The organism is Bifidobacterium sp. H6bp9, from assembly GCF_032193695.1.
GTDB lineage: Bacteria > Actinomycetota > Actinomycetes > Actinomycetales > Bifidobacteriaceae > Bombiscardovia > Bombiscardovia kimbladii.
Map to the genome: position 1 here is coordinate 65,148 of NZ_JASTZY010000006.1, position 15,322 is coordinate 80,469.

The 15,322-nt window shown below is 61.8% G+C and carries 12 protein-coding genes; 4 read left to right on the forward strand and 8 right to left on the reverse strand.

All coding sequences use genetic code 11. The features are described from left to right. Window positions 1-11: 11 nt before the first annotated feature. From QRX40_RS07620 to QRX40_RS07655, 8 genes are all read right to left on the reverse strand, one after another. Window positions 12-1,055, reverse strand: a complete 1,044-nt coding sequence (locus tag QRX40_RS07620) for a 3-isopropylmalate dehydrogenase (RefSeq protein ID WP_045923997.1) — start codon at window positions 1,053-1,055, stop codon at window positions 12-14. Window positions 1,056-1,121: 66 nt separating this feature from the next. Continuing rightward, window positions 1,122-3,545: a S9 family peptidase gene (locus tag QRX40_RS07625; protein WP_313837453.1), complete on the reverse strand. Its 2,424-nt coding sequence runs from the start codon at window positions 3,543-3,545 to the stop codon at window positions 1,122-1,124. Window positions 3,546-3,552: 7 nt separating this feature from the next. Next, complete coding sequence (locus QRX40_RS07630; RefSeq protein ID WP_313837454.1) at window positions 3,553-4,743, reverse strand: phosphatase domain-containing protein; 1,191 nt, start codon at window positions 4,741-4,743, stop codon at window positions 3,553-3,555. Between the two features lie 10 nt (window positions 4,744-4,753). Continuing rightward, window positions 4,754-5,167 (reverse strand): glycine cleavage system protein GcvH, encoded by a 414-nt coding sequence (gcvH, locus tag QRX40_RS07635; RefSeq protein WP_024627451.1) that lies wholly within the window; start codon window positions 5,165-5,167, stop codon window positions 4,754-4,756. Between the two features lie 39 nt (window positions 5,168-5,206). Further along, entirely contained in the window at window positions 5,207-6,811 is a 1,605-nt protein-coding gene (locus QRX40_RS07640; RefSeq protein ID WP_313837456.1) for a L,D-transpeptidase family protein, read from the reverse strand. A gap of 81 nt (window positions 6,812-6,892) precedes the next feature. Next, the gene (nudC, locus tag QRX40_RS07645; protein ID WP_313837458.1) at window positions 6,893-7,930 is read right to left on the reverse strand and encodes an NAD(+) diphosphatase; all 1,038 of its coding nucleotides are present in this window, start codon (window positions 7,928-7,930) and stop codon (window positions 6,893-6,895) included. After that, window positions 7,927-8,784 carry an alpha/beta hydrolase gene (locus QRX40_RS07650; protein ID WP_313837460.1) on the reverse strand — a complete coding sequence of 286 codons (858 nt, stop codon included), beginning with the start codon at window positions 8,782-8,784 and terminating at the stop codon, window positions 7,927-7,929. The genes nudC and QRX40_RS07650 overlap by 4 nt, the downstream gene beginning before the upstream one ends. Window positions 8,785-8,807: 23 nt before the next feature. Beyond that, window positions 8,808-9,437, reverse strand: a complete 630-nt coding sequence (locus QRX40_RS07655; RefSeq protein ID WP_101431990.1) for an NUDIX hydrolase family protein — start codon at window positions 9,435-9,437, stop codon at window positions 8,808-8,810. A 171-nt stretch (window positions 9,438-9,608) separates the two neighbouring features. Here QRX40_RS07655 and trxA point away from each other — a divergent pair, with 171 nt between their 5' ends. The 4 genes from trxA to QRX40_RS07675 all read left to right on the forward strand — a co-directional run bounded on the left by trxA (window position 9,609) and on the right by QRX40_RS07675 (window position 15,214). After that, the gene (gene trxA / locus QRX40_RS07660; RefSeq protein WP_045923993.1) at window positions 9,609-9,953 is read left to right on the forward strand and encodes a thioredoxin; all 345 of its coding nucleotides are present in this window, start codon (window positions 9,609-9,611) and stop codon (window positions 9,951-9,953) included. A gap of 149 nt (window positions 9,954-10,102) precedes the next feature. Beyond that, window positions 10,103-11,110 carry a G5 domain-containing protein gene (locus QRX40_RS07665; RefSeq protein WP_313837462.1) on the forward strand — a complete coding sequence of 336 codons (1,008 nt, stop codon included), beginning with the start codon at window positions 10,103-10,105 and terminating at the stop codon, window positions 11,108-11,110. Between the two features lie 412 nt (window positions 11,111-11,522). After that, complete coding sequence (locus QRX40_RS07670; RefSeq protein WP_313837499.1) at window positions 11,523-12,542, forward strand: InlB B-repeat-containing protein; 1,020 nt, start codon at window positions 11,523-11,525, stop codon at window positions 12,540-12,542. A gap of 20 nt (window positions 12,543-12,562) precedes the next feature. Next, complete coding sequence (locus QRX40_RS07675) at window positions 12,563-15,214, forward strand: InlB B-repeat-containing protein (protein WP_396184542.1); 2,652 nt, start codon at window positions 12,563-12,565, stop codon at window positions 15,212-15,214. Window positions 15,215-15,322 lie beyond the last annotated feature (108 nt).

Here is a 15,322-nt window from a genome sequence, read left to right on the forward strand (position 1 = left end):
ATCCGGCCCGATTACAGACGGCTTAGGATATCTCTGCCGATCTGCTCCGTGCTCCGCTGGGTGGAGCCGGAGCGTTCGATGTCGTCCTCCACGGCCCGTTCGATGCTGGCCGCCTCATCCTCGAAGCCCAGATGATCCAGGAGCATCCCGGCCGAGAGGATGGCCGCCGTGGGGTTGGCGATCCCCTTGCCGGCGATGTCGGGGGCGGACCCGTGGATGGGCTCGAACATGGATGGGTAGGTGCCCGAGGCGTTGATGCAGCCGGAGGCCGAGTAGCCCACGCCTCCCACCACAGCCCCCGCTTCGTCCGTGAGGATGTCGCCGAAGAGGTTGTCGGTCACGATCACGTCGAAGCGGCTGGGCTCGGTCACCAGGAATATGGTGGAGGCGTCGATGTGCAGGTACTCGCGCTCCACATCGGGATACTCCTGGCCCACCTGGTCGACCAGCCGCTGCCACATGTCTCCCGCGTTGGTCAGCACGTTCTTCTTATGGACCAAGGTCAAGCGACGGCGACGCTTCATGGCCAGCTGGAAGGCGTAGCGGATGACCCGTTCCGCCCCGTAGGCCGTGTTGATGGAGACCTCGGTGGCCACCTCCTGGGGGGTGCCACGGCGAATGGAGCCGCCAGCCCCGGCATAAAGCCCCTCGGTGCCCTCCCGCACGACCACGAAGTCGATGTCACCCGGATTGGCCAGGGGCGACACCACGCCCTTGTAGAGCTTGGATGGACGAAGGTTGACATACTGGTCCAGCTCGAAACGCATTTTGAGCAGCAGTCCCCGCTCCAGAATGCCGGCCTTGATCCGGGGGTCGCCGATGGCCCCTAGGAGGATGGCATCCTGCTGCTTGAGCCGGTCCAGATCCTCGTCGGGCAGAACGGCTCCATCACGCAGGTAGCGCTCAGCGCCCAGATCGAAGTCCTCATAGCGGATATCAGCCTTGCCCCGGGTCACCTTCTCCAGCACAGCCTGAGCCTGGGGAACGATCTCCTTGCCGATGCCGTCACCGGCAATGACCGCAATGTGATATGTTTTCTGCTTGCTATTTGTCATACCCCGAGCATAACGAGCCTGCCAGGGCCCTTTCCCGACCCCGACCGAATCCCGGACAGGCCAGGTTCAGCAGCTTTGAGGGACCATGATGGACAGACACCAGGCGTTCTCGAAGGCCAGCTCCTCCCACTGCCGGTAACGTCCGCTGATGCCTCCGTGGCCTGCCTGGACCTCGATCCTGATCAGCGCATCGGCCCCCACCTGCGGCTCCTGCAGCCTGGCCACCCACTTGAGCGGCTCCACGTAGAGCACCCGGGTGTCGTTCATGGATGTGGTCACCAGGATGGCAGGGAAGTGGTCGCTGCCGAAGAGCCGGCGCCTGCTATCAGCGTCAGGCACGTTCTCGTAGGGCGAGTAGGAGCGCATATACCGGTAGACCTGCTGATCGTGCAGGGGGTCTCCCCACTCGTCCCATTCGGTCACGGTCAGCGGCAGGTCCGGGTCCAGGATGCTGGTCAGCGCATCCACGAAGGGCACATCCGCCTCGATGCCGGCATAGAGCTGAGGGGCCATGTTGGCCACGGCCCCCATCAACAGCCCGCCGGCCGACCCGCCGTTGGCCACCGTATGACGTGGATCCGCCCAACCCTGGGCCTGCAGGGCGGCAGTCACGTCGATGAAGTCCAGGAAGGTGTTGACCTTGTGCAGCCGGCGGCCCTGCTCGTACCAGGCGCGGCCCATCTCCCCGCCGCCGCGCACATGGGGAACAGCGTAGAGCACGCCTCGGTCCAGCAGGCTGAGCCTACCGGTGGAGAAGCCCGGATCCTGGCTGATCTCGTAGGCTCCATACCCGGTGATGAACATGGGTGCAGACCAGCCCGGATCACGGTCCGGCCAAGGGCGGCGTTCAGGGTTTCCGGGAGCCTGGATGACCGTATCGTCGGGCCCGGTCCTCCCGCAGGCATCCAGCTCCGGATGCATGCCCCGACGCCAGACCAGAGACACCGGCACCAAAGCCCCATCCCTGACACGTACCAGAACCCGACGCTCGGCGTAGCGCTCGGGCCGGAAGTCGCCCAGCACCCGGGCCCGCTTGAGCAATCGGTCCACGCCCCGGACCGGGTCCAGCTCGCGCAGCTCGGCCGGGGTCCCATAGCTGCCCCGGATGTAGCGCAGCCCGGGGGCCTGGTAGGAGGGATTGTCCGTGGGGCCGATGCTGTAGAGACGGTCAATGCCGTCCCTGGCCTGGCCGGGCAGGACCTCATGGAAGCGCCAGGGCCGACCAGCCCGCAGATCTTCAAGTGCCTGATCCTTGGCGATGACAGCCATATGAGGCAGGCTGTCGGCCCGGTAGGTCAGAACCACAAAGCCGCGGTGGATGCCCAGCCCCTCGATTCCCAGCCCGCGAGCGCCTTGAAGAATGGCGGGATTGCCCGGGTCATGGAAGGGCTTTTCGGGCGGCAGGGAGGCCAGGCCTCCGGAGCGCTCGCAGCCATAGGGGCTGCCCTGGGCCAGCCGCACCCCTTCTCCCAGGCGAAACGGCGGACGGTGGCTGCGCAGATCGATCAGATCCACCTCGAAGTTGGGGTTGTTTACATTGTGGTAGACCACAGCCACCGGCAGGTCCTCCCCTGCCGGACCGGCATCTTCGAATCTGGCCAGGCTGATGTCGTACTCGACCCCCTCCTTGCGGGGGATCAAGGGCACAAACTCGCCCTGCGGATCCTTCAGGTCCAGCATGAGCACCTCGCTGGTGGTCTTGGACCCGGTGGCAATCAGCATGGCGGATTCGTCGTAGCTGAGGCCCAGCCCCACCCAGAAACGCTCGTCGCCCTCCTGGTAGACCAGGACATCCTGGTCGGCCGCAGTGCCCACCTTATGCCGCCAGACCGTGTCCGGACGCCAGGCCTTGTCCAGGCCAGTGTAGAAGACCCATCGGCCGTCGGGGGTCAGCACTGCCCCGGAGGAGACCTGGTCGATCCGATCAGGCAGGTCTCGGCCTTGGGAAAGATCCCGGATGCGCAGGTCGTAGCGTTCGTTGCCCCTGGTGTCCAGCCCGTAGAGCATCCATCGACCGTCGGCGCTCAGATCCAGGCAGCCCAGGGAGAAAAAGTCGTAGCCCTCCGCCTCGGCGTTGGCGTCGAAGATGACCTCCTCGCCCGGCATGGACCCGGGCGCCGATGAAGCCTGAACTGTCGGAGGATCCCAGTCATTCTGGCCGCGCACAGGCAGACGGCACTGCACCCCGTACTCCTGGCCCTTGAGCGTCCGTGAGAAGTACCAGTAGCCGTGCATCCGGGTTGGCACCGACATGTCGGTCTGCTGCACCCGGTCGGTGAACTCCTTGAGCAAGGTAGCCCGCAGGCCCTTCTGGCCAGCCAGCCGTTCCTGGCAGTAGCTGTTCTGGTCGCGCACATAGGCCTGGGTGGCAGGATCCTCCCGGTTGCGCATCCACTCATAGGGATCTTCGAAGTGATCCCCATGGAAGCACCGATCAGCGGGACGGCGTTGTGCATGAGGAGGCGCGGGATTGACGGCCGAAAAACTCATGGGGCGATTATATTCTGGCGCGACGACGCAGATAGGGCAGCAGGGTTCGCATCAGGTTGGCGCCCGTGGTCCCGTAGAAGACCGGCACCTGCGTCACCGGCATCGGCTGGGTGGCAGTGCGCTTGAACAAGGATCCCAACCCGGTCTCCTGGGGGCTCAGCTGGCGGATGCCGATGGCCAGGACCCGGTCCGGATACTGGCGCACCACCTGGGCGAAGGTGGCGGGGTCGCTCTGCCCGTCATCGCCCATGAGCACGAAGCGCATCTTGGGGAAGTCAGCCATGAGCTGGTGGATGAACTCCATCTTGTGCTGCACGATGGAGGGCACGAAGGTCTTGGGCCTGGGATCCAGATCCCGCAGCAGCAGGGGGCCGGCCGGAAAGCCGTGGTCGCGGATGAAGCCGCGTATGGACCCCTCCACATTCCAGGGCGAGGCCGACAGGTAGAAAAAGGGCATCCGGGGGTCCAGGTCGCGGATACGGTTGTAGAGCACGGCCATGCCCGGCACCGAAGACCTGCGGTGCGGATTTGACAGAAGCAGGTTCCAAGCAGCCTTCCAATGATTGGGCACCTGGCTGATCATGATGGTGTCGTCCACGTCGGATATGACGCCGACCGGCGTTTGGCCGGGCACGATGTACAGCGGCGCGTCGACAGGCCTGCGGCCCCGCACCTGGTAGGAGACCCGGTGCACGCCTGCGGTCAGCCGATGCTCGGCCACCAGATCAAGGTAGCCCGATCGGTCAGAGAAGACCGCATCCGCGCTCAGGCTGCGGCTGGGGTCGACGGCATCGTAGACCGAGGAATCGCCCACCTGCACCCTCCCGATGGCGGTGCTGTCGATGGCCAGCCTGACCCTGGTCCGGGGCGCGGGTACGGTCAGCAGACCGCGAATGCCTCGGATGGCCGGATCCTCGCGTCTGCGGCCGTCGGTCAGAATAGTGCGACAGATCAGCCGGGAGTATGACTCAGTGCCATAACCCACATAAGGTTGGACGTCGGCCGACCAGCCCATGCGGCCTGTCATATTGATGGACAGGCCCACCCAGAGGTCGAAGGCGCCCGTTATCAGATGCCTCAGCAGACGCACCGGAGCAGGTCTGCTCTGGATGTCCTCCCCGGGCGTAGCTGAATCGAAGGTGGTGCTGACCGATCGGACCCGCAGGGGCCCTCCGTCACGGCCGGATCGCCTGGTCATATCCGAACCGTCAGTTCAGGCTCTTCAGCAGCTGACCGTACTCCTCGGCGCTCATCAGATCGGGCTCGTCATCCTCCAGGTCGATCTTGGCTATCCAGCCCTCCCCATAAGGGTCTGAATTGATGACCTCAGGATCGTCCGAGGCCGCCCTGTTGACGTAGGCGATGGTGCCCGCCACTGGGCAAACCACCGGCTCCACCGCCTTGGAGGACTCAAGCTCGATGACCTCGTCGCCAGCATCGACGTGGGTGCCGGTCTCGGGCAGATCCAAAAATACCAGGTCTCCCAACTGGTCCGCCGCATATTCGGTCACGCCCATAGGCGCAGGAGACTGACTGGGGTCGATCCAGACGTGATCCTGGGAATACCGCAGGTGGTCGGGCACGTCCAAACGGGAGGTTCCATCACTGTGTTCATCGCTCATGGTTCCAGCCTACTCGACCGTCTGCCGCGACAGGTGCATCTACCGGGCCGGACCTGGCGGAACCTGCCCCTCCACCTTGACCATGGTCCCGGCCGGGGCGTTGTCGTAGATCCATTTGGCATCCTGCTCGTACATATTGATGCAGCCGTGGGATCCGTAGTGGGTGGGGTCGCCCTTGGCGATGCCCCCGTAGTTCCAGTCGGCCGTGTGGAAGCCCTCGCTGCCGTTGTAGTAGGAGACCCATCTGACATTGGGCGAGACGTAGCCGGGGCCGCGCATGGTCTGGACTGTGTAGCGCACGTTGATGAAGAAGGTGCCGGTATCTGACCAGTCCCCGTCGTAGGGCCTGCCCGAGCAGATGGGGAAGGTCTTGACCTCGGTGGTGCCATGGTAGGCGGTGGCGGTCTGATCGCTCAGGTTGACCCGGATCCAGGTGTCGCCGTCAGGCACATCGTAGCGGGCCACACGTGTCTGCTCCTTATGCGGGGTGACCTCGGCACGCGCCTGAACCGGGTTCGCGTCACCCTGGACCAGGGCTTTGACGACCAGATCAGCTGTGGCGGGTACATCCGAAACCCGGACCCCGTCCACACCCTTGGTGGTCTCGGCTACCACTTCACCCTTGGTGTTCTTGACGTTGACGGCGGTGACCATATCCCGATCCAGATGCCTGGCCAGCTCCTGGTCCAGATACTGCTGGATGGCCTGCCGATCGAAGCCCAGCTCCATGGTCCCCTTGCCGAGGTCTGTCACCGGCTTGACCCAGGTGGCCACGGTGGCGGCCGGAACAGTCATGACATCGTCATCGGTCCCCTTGATGACCAGGTCCTTGGCCAGCCGTTGATTGGCTTGAGAAGCCACCTGATTGGCCGTATCCAGGCTGATGGGCATGCCCACGTCCTTGTAGACCAACCCTACGGCCAGCCGCCTGCCAGGCTTGTCTATCAGGGAGGAGACAGCACTTTGCACACGGCCCAGCTCGGGCCCCTTGCCGCCACGCCCCTCCTGGGCCCTGAAAGCGTGGGCGCCGGAATCAAAGACGATGGTAGAGGGGACGGAACGGTCCTGGCGGTCGATGAAGTGCTCGGTCAGATACTTATTCATGGCCAGTTGGTCCCGCTCGGCCACCAAGGGTACAGCTTCGCTATGGAAGGGGTTGAGCCGGGAGAGGCCTGCAGAGCCCTTGGCAGTCATGACCCGTGTGACCGTGGCATCCTGATCCACGCTCACACCCAAGTCCTTTAGCCCGGCCCGCGCGGAGGCCCCTTCGCCTTTGAGCTCCACCTGGGAGTCACGCACCTGCTGATCGACGATCTGACGGACCTGGTCGCTGGTCCGGCCCATCATCATCTTTCCGCCCAAGGTGACGCCGGGTGCCACCCGATCACGGAAGAAGGCACGGGCGCCGAACCAGCACCCTACCAGAATCAGCACAGCCAGAAGCAGCAGGGCCAGGATGGTACGCCCCCGATGACGGCCCGACGAGGCCTCGTGGGCGGGACCTGCGCCTAGTGCCCGATTCGCCTGCTTATCAGCGGACAGGTCCACAGGGTCGGGCCCGTCACCGGCCGTCGGCGGCATGGTCACAGTTTCGGCCTGGTCGACGTCCGAGATACGAGGCTCTTCTTGCCCCTCCATGGCCATAGCACACCTTTCGCTGCTTACAGTTCCCTGTAATATCTTACGACAGGACCAGGTCCGAAAGCACGGGACTTCCCAAATGGGTCAGAGCTCGCTGCCATACCACTGCTCAATCATGTGCCTGGCCACGCTGGCCGTCTGGGGTATGCGCAACCGGCCCGAGGCCAAGGCAGCGCCGAGTTCCTCCCGCGTGAACCAGTTGGCGTCATCGGTCTCCTGACCATCCACCCGGATGTCCGTATTCAGGGATCTGGCTCTGAAGGCCACCATCAGGGAGGATGGGAAGGGCCAGGGCTGGGAGCCCAGGTACCGCACCTCCCCCAGGTTCAGGCCCACCTCCTCCAGGGTCTCCCGCCGGACTGCATGCTCCAGATTCTCCCCAGCCTCGACGAATCCAGCAGTGACTGAACGAAAATCGGGAGCCCACTGCCGATTGTGCTGGAGCAGAAGCCGATCGCGGCTGTCCACCACGGCCATGATCACTGCGGGCTCGATGCGGGGAAAGAGCGTGTGCCTGTCTCCTGATGCACTCCCTTGGCAGATCTGAGCCCATCCGGCCTGGCAAGGATGGACCGGAGCGCCGCAGCGGGGGCAGAAGGCCTGGCGTCCATGCCACACGGACAGGGCGACCGCGCAGGTTGCCAGGCCCACCTGCCGCGGACGGCCATGAGGAGCGTACTCGCGCAGGGCGAGCCAGTCGAAGCGCTGGTCCGCGGCCTGAGCCAGGTCACGAAGAGGGTCCTGGACAGCCCGACCAGCGCAGGCAAGATTCAGATCCAGGGCCAGCCAGGACTGATTGTCGGCCGCCCCCAGGTAGTAGCAGGGAGGCTCAGACTGGCCCGTCGAGCCTGCCAGAGGACCCCGCAAGTATGCGGCAGGCAGGGTAGCCAGACGGATGCTGGCCCCGGTGCGAGAGGCCAAGGCCCCCTTGCCCCTGGGCACGGCCACCTTCTCGCCCCGCACCAGGATGACCCCAGTGCCTTCCTGTTCCAGCAGATGGTCAAGCAACCCGGGCTGTTGCCGCGATGCCGTGTCATAGTCCACGTCCCCCTGGGCCAAAGGCAAAAAGGGCAGAGGCCCGGTAAGGGCCAGCGGGGAAAAGACCGTTTCAGGATCGCTCATGCTTGCCTCCCTACGCGTTGAACCAGGTCCAGCAGGGCAGCGGCCACCTGATCGGGATGCTCGACGGCGCTGAAGTGGCCACAGTCGTCGATGGCGGTAAAAGCGACATCGGTTCCGGCCTGGCGCATGGCCTGAGCCAGAGGCTCCATGGTGCGTGGAGGGCTGGAGGGATCGCAGCGGCCGCTGACCAGGGCCGCAGGCACTCTGATGCTGCCGGCCAGGCCGCTCTGATCCGGGCGGCCTGCGGCCATCCGTTCACGCCAGGCGATGCCCTGGGGGTCCTGGGACTGTATCCATTCGGTCATGGTCTGCACGAAGGCGGGCGAGCGCTTGACCGTGGAATCGCCCTCCTGGGGCCTGGCGAAGTGCATGACCGGATCCAGCGTCCCCTCCACCTCGCAGGTTCTGGCGATCTGCAGGCGGTTGGCCCTGGAGGCCGGACGGTCAGCCATCATGGTGGTGTCGCACAGGGCCAGCCCGGCCACCGTCTGCGGATAAAGCCTGGCCACGGCCTCTACCAGGTAGCCGCCCATGGAAAGCCCGACCCAGATGGCCTTCTGCGCCCCCGTGGCGGCGATCATGTCCACAAAGGCTTGAGCCATGGCATCCAGGGCGCCAGGCAGGGCGCCATCAGAGTCTGCCGGACCACAGGACGCTGGCCCAGGCAGGGGGCAATCGCCTGCCCCGGGCATATCCGGAGCATAGACGGGGAAGGGGGCCATACCCGCACGATCCGCTTGGGCGATCAGCGAGGCCGCACACCGATCCCACATGCGATGGTCCACAGGGAAGGCATGGACCAGCACCAAGGGCAGCCCCTCCCCCTGTCGATATACGGTATTGGCAATGGTCATGCCCGCCTCCAAGGATTCACTGTTCACAGCGCACCGGCCCAGGTCAGGGCGCTCATCAGCACCTTGCCGTGCCCGCCGGGCATCTGGCTTATGAAGGACTCCAGCATGTCGCCCTTGGGATCGATCCACTCCACATCCAAGGTCTCATCCTGGGGCTTGCAGTCCCCGGCCACCGGCACCAGATAGCACAGAGCGATGGCATGCTGGCGCGGATCGTAATACTCCGAGACCCCTGGCGTGGGGAAGAACTCAGCCACGGTGAAGGGCTGGGGGCTGGCAGGCAGTACAGGCAGGGCCAGCTGGCCCAGATCCTTGGCGATGTTTCTGGCCAGAGCCTCCCTGATGGTCTCATGGTAGAGGATCCGCCCGGTGATCAGGGTGCGCTCGATGTTGCCCTGATCATCCACGCGCAGAAGGGTGCCCACCTGGGTGACGGCGCTCATCTCATCCACGCGAACCGGCACTACCTCTACATAGGGCATGGGCAGGCAACGCCGGGCACGGTCGATGGCGTCACGGTCCAGCCATCCGGGGGGATTCGAACCCGAAAAGCCTCGGTTGAAGTCCTCTGGGGTGATGTGGGAGAAGGCGCCACGGTCGCGATCGGCATCGAAGTCGTCATCATCGGGAATCTCGTCGTTCAGCACTGGCATGGTTCCATTATCCGTACCAGGCTTGACCGCCCGCAGGACCCCGTCGGACATCTCCACCCAGAGCATATTCGGGCGCTTTCTCCAGCCGTGATGGAATGCTGATGATTGAAAGCGGTTGCTAAGCACGGGAGCTTCCCGCGCGACAGTCAAACTACTTCAAGGAGCGTTATTATGGCCACCACGACTATTACCTCGGACAACTTCGAGCAGACCATCAAGGACAACGATCTGGTGCTGATTGACTTCTGGGCCACCTGGTGCGGACCCTGCAAGGCCTTTGGCCCCATCTTCGAGAAGGCTTCGCAGGCCAACACCGACATCGTCTTCGGCAAGGTGGACATCGACCAGAACCAGGATCTGGCCGCGGCCGCCGACATCCAGGCGGTGCCCACGCTGATGATCACCAAGCAGGGGCAGATCATCTTCAAGCAGGCCGGCGCGCTCAGGTCTTCTGACCTGGACGACCTGATCGACCAGGCACGCAAGGCCGATTTGTCAACCCCGGCACAGGTCTGAGCCGGTCGAGTTGGTTCCAAGGCAGGTTTGCACTAAAGTAGAGCTGTGTTTGTCCAGTGACCCTTTCGGCACTGCCGGAAGCGTGCGGTCGATAGGAACCGACCAGTCGACTGATCACTGAGGATCTGTCGGTCCAACAGAGGAGAGTAATGGCGAACCACCGTAGAGGACGGATGAGTGCGGTCAAGGCTCTGACCAAGCGTCAGTGGCTGCGGCTAGCCGCCGGCGTCACCGTTCTCGGCATGGTTATTGGCGCGGGCTTCGTCTCGCGCGACTTTTACACATCCAACGAGAGTTCCGCCAAGGCAGGGGTGGCATCGTATTCAGCCACCCAGGGCCTTGGTACGGTATCCCGTGGGAGCACCAGGCAGGCCATCCGCAATGGTGCGGGCGGCGCCAACTCCGATACCTCATATGTGAATGTGCAGATCAACGGGAAGAACAAGGTGGTGCTGGGCAACGGCTTCACCAATGTCAAATCGGTCTTGGAGGCCGGAGACATCACCTTGCAGCCGGGCGACCAAATTACCCCCTCACTGACCAGCCGGGTCAGCGAGAAGACCGTCATCCGCATCGACCGGGCCAACGCCCAGGTCAAGACGGACGAATCGCCCATCCCCTTCAACACCATCGAGGAGAAGACCGACTCCCTGCCTGCAGGCACCACCAAGGTCAAGACCGAGGGACAGAACGGCGTCATGGAAACCACCAGCCTGGTCACCGCAGCCGGCAGCAAGCACCTAACCAGCAATATCTTCGCTTCCTTTGTCAAGACCGTTCCCGTCGATAAGGTGATCCTGGTGGGCACTGGCGGTGGCGCCCCTGCGCAGTCCGGTTCGACTACCACCACGACCCCTGTGGGCGAAGCCCAGAGCATCGCGCATGATCTGGTCACCTCCCGCGGCTGGGGCGAAGACCAGTTCACCTGCTTGGTACAGCTGTGGAACAAGGAGTCCGGTTGGCGGACCAATGCTGCAAACCCCTCAGGTGCCTATGGCATTCCCCAGGCATTGCCCGGCAGCAAGATGGCCTCGGCCGGCCCCAACTGGCAGACTGACGCCCACACCCAGATCGTCTGGGGACTGGGCTACATCCAGGGCCGCTATGGGACTCCCTGTGGTGCATGGTCTCATTCCCAGTCATCCAACTGGTACTGATCCCTTTTCATAAAACTCAATCAGGAACTTCCGGCAGGCTTCTTCGGTTTGCCGGAAGTTCTTTTTTTGCCTAAGAAGCAATCAGTTAATTACCTGCCTACAATTCGATCGTAAAGGCAAGAGCAAAGCCCGGATGAAACCCCTATATTCCAAGGCAGTGATAGACTAATTTCTATTGAACGTCATGCAAGCTGGTCTTGGGGATTGAGTCGGGGATGCAGGTGCCACGTTGCATGCACTGTTGCTTTCGAAGGAGACTGTATGCAATCCTCATCTAGGAGTCGTGCGTGCTGCATAGCTTCTCTTGCAGCTATTATCGCCTCAGGGCTCGTATTGGCAAATCTCTCGGGAATCGACCTGGCACAAGCGGATGCTACCGCATCCCCAACAGCATCGCAAAGCAAAGAAAATCATGGGGGGGGGGGGGCTGATCCCAGGCATACCTGGTTCAACTCAAACTCCCTCTAATACTCCCACGCCAACAGTGGCCCAAACGTCAGATTTCCGTATCCAAACAACACCCTCCCCTACTTTTCCATCCCCCACTGCACTAACCTCAGCAAGCTCTGCCACTTCCACCCGGTCGGCAAGCCCCTGCGCCAATAATCAATGTTCAGTCACCTTTGACACGACTCAGGCTAACACAGCGACCCCTGCCACTCAGACTATGCCTTCGGGAGGTCTGGCAAAACGCCCGACCGATCCAACCAGGCACGGATACTTCTTCGATGGCTGGTTCATCGGTCAAGTAGCCTACGACTTCAACCAGCCCGTCACCAGCAACTTGAAGCTGACCGCAAAATGGACAGCTGGCGACGGCCATTGGTCCTTGGCGCCTGCACACGGAACTGCATTGGGAGGCACCACAGTGACGCTGACTCCCCCAGCGACCCGTAACATCAAATTCTCTCAAATTACTTCAGGAGCAACCCATTCCTTGGCTCTTGGGTCGGATGGAAGTCTTTATGCCTGGGGTGATAATAGTTCAGGGCAAGTGGGCGATAACAGCACCACTTTGCGACAAACTCCAGTGAAAATAAACAAGCCGGCCAATACATCGGACCAATTCACATTCACTACCATTGCCGCTGGCGACCATTCCTCTCTTGCTATCGGTTCTGACGGAAATCTCTACGCTTGGGGAAACAATACCCGCGGACAACTTGGTGACGGAACTACCGAAAACAAGTTGACTCCTGTCAAGGTTCCGAAGCCTGCAGGTGTTTCAAATGGATTCACCTGGACACAAGTAAGCACCCGATGGGATCACACCCTGGCATTAGGCTCAGATCACAACCTGTACGCCTGGGGCTGGAACGGGTACGGCCAGCTCGGCAACACCAGCATCCCTACAGGCAGCGATAATCTAGCTGCGTACAGTAGCAAGCCTGTACTTGTCAGCACGCCAGCCGGAGTCATTTTACCCAGTTAAGTGCTGGACGGTATCATTCTCTGGCCCTAGGCTCAGATAAGCAATTGTACGCCTGGGGTTTAAACACCAGCGGCCGCTTGGGTGACGGAACCGAGATTCAGCGATTTACTCCTGTTCCGGTCCACCAACCCGCCGGCGTTACCTTTTCCCAGTTCAGCGCAGGAGATACATCTTGTTTCGCAATCAGCACGAATGGGGATCTTTACGCTTGGGGATGGAACGGGTACGGACGGCTAGGAGATGGCAGCAATGCAGAAGACAGAAAGACACCCACTCTCATATCTCCGCCCGACGGGGCATCGTCAGGGTTTACCTGGGCGCGAGTCATGGTAAGAGACGATCACGTCCTGGCCATTGGCTCGGACGGCAATCTCTATTCCTGGGGACTTAACGAATACGGCCAACTAGGGATCCAAGATATAAACACCGATGGTTCGTACATCAATAGACCGCACATTGTCGATCAATCAACTACCTCAACTGCCCAAAAATTCACTTGGACTCAGATCAATGCAGGATGGAGAGAATCATCTGCATTAGGATCAGATGGAAACCTGTACACCTGGGGATGGAACAACGGCGGACAGCTAGGCGATCCAAACGTTCCTATAGGCACGGATAATAGCCAGGCAATGAGGCTGACACCAAGCTTGGCTGCTTTCCCGCTTTCGCCAGATGTTACTGCGGTCAAATTCGACCGAACACTGGGCCGCGATCTCAAAAGAGCAGGTACAAACTGGCAGGTAGCGACGCCAGCTCATAGGAAAGGTCAAATAAAAGCGGCCATTACCTGGAATCTCTATGGTCCGCAACCCGATGAGATCCTGGATTACACCTATGACCCGCCCATTTATGTCGTCACTTTCGACAAGGCCGACGGCAGCCAGCCCACCAGTCAGTCAGTCATCGAGGACCAGACGGCTTCCAGACCGGATCAAGACCCGACCCGACCGGGCTTTTTATTCGACGGCTGGTTCAACGGCGATGTAGCCTACGACTTTTCTTCCCCCGTCAAGGGTCCCACGAAACTGACAGCCCACTGGACGGCCGGCGCCGGGCAATGGACCATATCCCCCAACCAGGGTCCCGACAGCGGTCAGACCAAGGTGACCCTGGTTCCACCTGCAGCGCGAGGCATTAGGTTCAGTCAGGTCAGCGCCGGCGATGATCATTCATTGGCTCTCGGATCGGATGGAAACGTTTATTCTTGGGGTGCCAATAAATACGGACAGCTTGGCGATGGGACCACAACGGACCGCCTGACACCGGTTCAGATTCCCAAGCCGACAGGCGTGAACCGATTCACGCAGGTCAGTGCAGGAAAAGCCTTCTCTTTGGCCTTGGATGACCAGGGCCACGTCTGGGCATGGGGGCTTAACAGCACCGGACAGCTGGGCAACAATGCCGTTGCTACCAATGGCTCATCTGCATACAGCTCCAGCCCGATTCGCGTGCAAGCCCCAAGCGGGATGACGGCAACAAGCTTCAGTCTCACTGGCATCAGCGCAGGAATCACTCATGTCCTAGCCGTAGACGGGCAGGGCAGAGCCTGGGGCTGGGGATCCAATGAGTTCGGCAAACTGGGCGTTCCTGCTAGCACTGTGGCGACGACAGGGATCACCACCCGACCCGTTCAGGTCGCAACCCCGCAAGGCGAGGCAACAGGATTCCGCTATGCACAGGTCAGTGCGGGCGGTTCGCATTCTCTGGCGACTGACACCCAAGGCCGTGCTTGGGGCTGGGGATCGAACCAGAACGGTGATCTAGGCAATACGAGTGACGTAGCGCTTGATGGCTACACCTCCACACCCGTCCAGGCCAAGCCGGACACCAACCCGACAGGCGGATTCAAGCTTGTTCAGATCATTGCGGGCAGCGGCCGCTCCTCAGCTCTTGATGATCTAGGACGCATATGGTCCTGGGGCGGGAACAGCAATGGAGAACTCGGCCTGGGCGACACCACCACGAGGACTGCTCCGTCTCTGATAGCCATGCCTACAAACGTCAGCATGTTCACGCAGTTGACAGGCAGCAGAGTTAGCGGCAATTCGCTGGCTCTGGACCAGAATGGAAGCATCTGGGGCTGGGGTCAAAACTCAACAGGCATGTTGGGGACTGGAGGCACAGGCAGCCTAAACAAACCAACCAGGATGAGCAATCCATCAGGCATTGACCACTTCGTCAAGGTCAGCGCCGGCACTGGCCACACCCTGGCCATCGCCTCCAACGGCAGCACATTGGGGTGGGGAAACAACAGCCAAGGAAGGCTGGGAAACAACGCGACACAAACAACTTATTCTCCTGTCAACGTGCTCTTCCCCTTCAGACTCGGCACCCCGTCCGCAGTACAATTCGGAGGCACCTCAGGAACCAGCCTAAGCTCCACGGGGCAGAAGGACGGCGCCTGGACTGTGCTGACGCCGAACCACCAGGCCGGCGACACGACTGTCAGCATCGCTTGGACGCTCAATGGGGCTCCACAACCCAACGATGAGACCAATGCCTTCCGTTTCATCCACTATGGCATCCTTCCCCTGACCGGAGAGGCAGGCATCCTAGTGACCATCCTAACCGGCTTGCTGGCCGCAGTCGCTGGCCTGGCCGCCAACCGGCAACGCCTTGAAGCACAAAGCGCACAAGGCGGAAAAGCAACCGCTCGGCACAAGCACTGACATGCACGAACGAGCAGGGCCCCGCCACTAAAAGGTGTCGGGGCCCTGCTGCGGTCTCTGTGCCTGATTTGCTCTCTGCGCACCCTCAAACAGTCAGGTCAACCTGAC

Bases quoted from the DNA above. Each gene is read 5' to 3' on its own strand.
- gcvH (WP_024627451.1), bottom strand. From the start codon at position 5,167: ATGAGCGATGAACACAGTGATGGAACCTCCCGTTTGGACGTGCCCGAC.
- QRX40_RS07670 (WP_313837499.1), top strand. From the start codon at position 11,523: ATGGGGGGGGGGGGGCTGATCCCAGGCATACCTGGTTCAACTCAAACT.
- QRX40_RS07620 (WP_045923997.1), bottom strand. From the start codon at position 1,055: ATGACAAATAGCAAGCAGAAAACATATCACATTGCGGTCATTGCCGGT.
- QRX40_RS07665 (WP_313837462.1), top strand. From the start codon at position 10,103: ATGGCGAACCACCGTAGAGGACGGATGAGTGCGGTCAAGGCTCTGACC.
- QRX40_RS07625 (WP_313837453.1), bottom strand. From the start codon at position 3,545: ATGAGTTTTTCGGCCGTCAATCCCGCGCCTCCTCATGCACAACGCCGT.
- nudC (WP_313837458.1), bottom strand. From the start codon at position 7,930: ATGAGCGATCCTGAAACGGTCTTTTCCCCGCTGGCCCTTACCGGGCCT.
- QRX40_RS07640 (WP_313837456.1), bottom strand. From the start codon at position 6,811: ATGGCCATGGAGGGGCAAGAAGAGCCTCGTATCTCGGACGTCGACCAG.
- QRX40_RS07630 (WP_313837454.1), bottom strand. From the start codon at position 4,743: ATGACCAGGCGATCCGGCCGTGACGGAGGGCCCCTGCGGGTCCGATCG.
- QRX40_RS07650 (WP_313837460.1), bottom strand. From the start codon at position 8,784: ATGACCATTGCCAATACCGTATATCGACAGGGGGAGGGGCTGCCCTTG.
- QRX40_RS07655 (WP_101431990.1), bottom strand. From the start codon at position 9,437: ATGCCAGTGCTGAACGACGAGATTCCCGATGATGACGACTTCGATGCC.
- trxA (WP_045923993.1), top strand. From the start codon at position 9,609: ATGGCCACCACGACTATTACCTCGGACAACTTCGAGCAGACCATCAAG.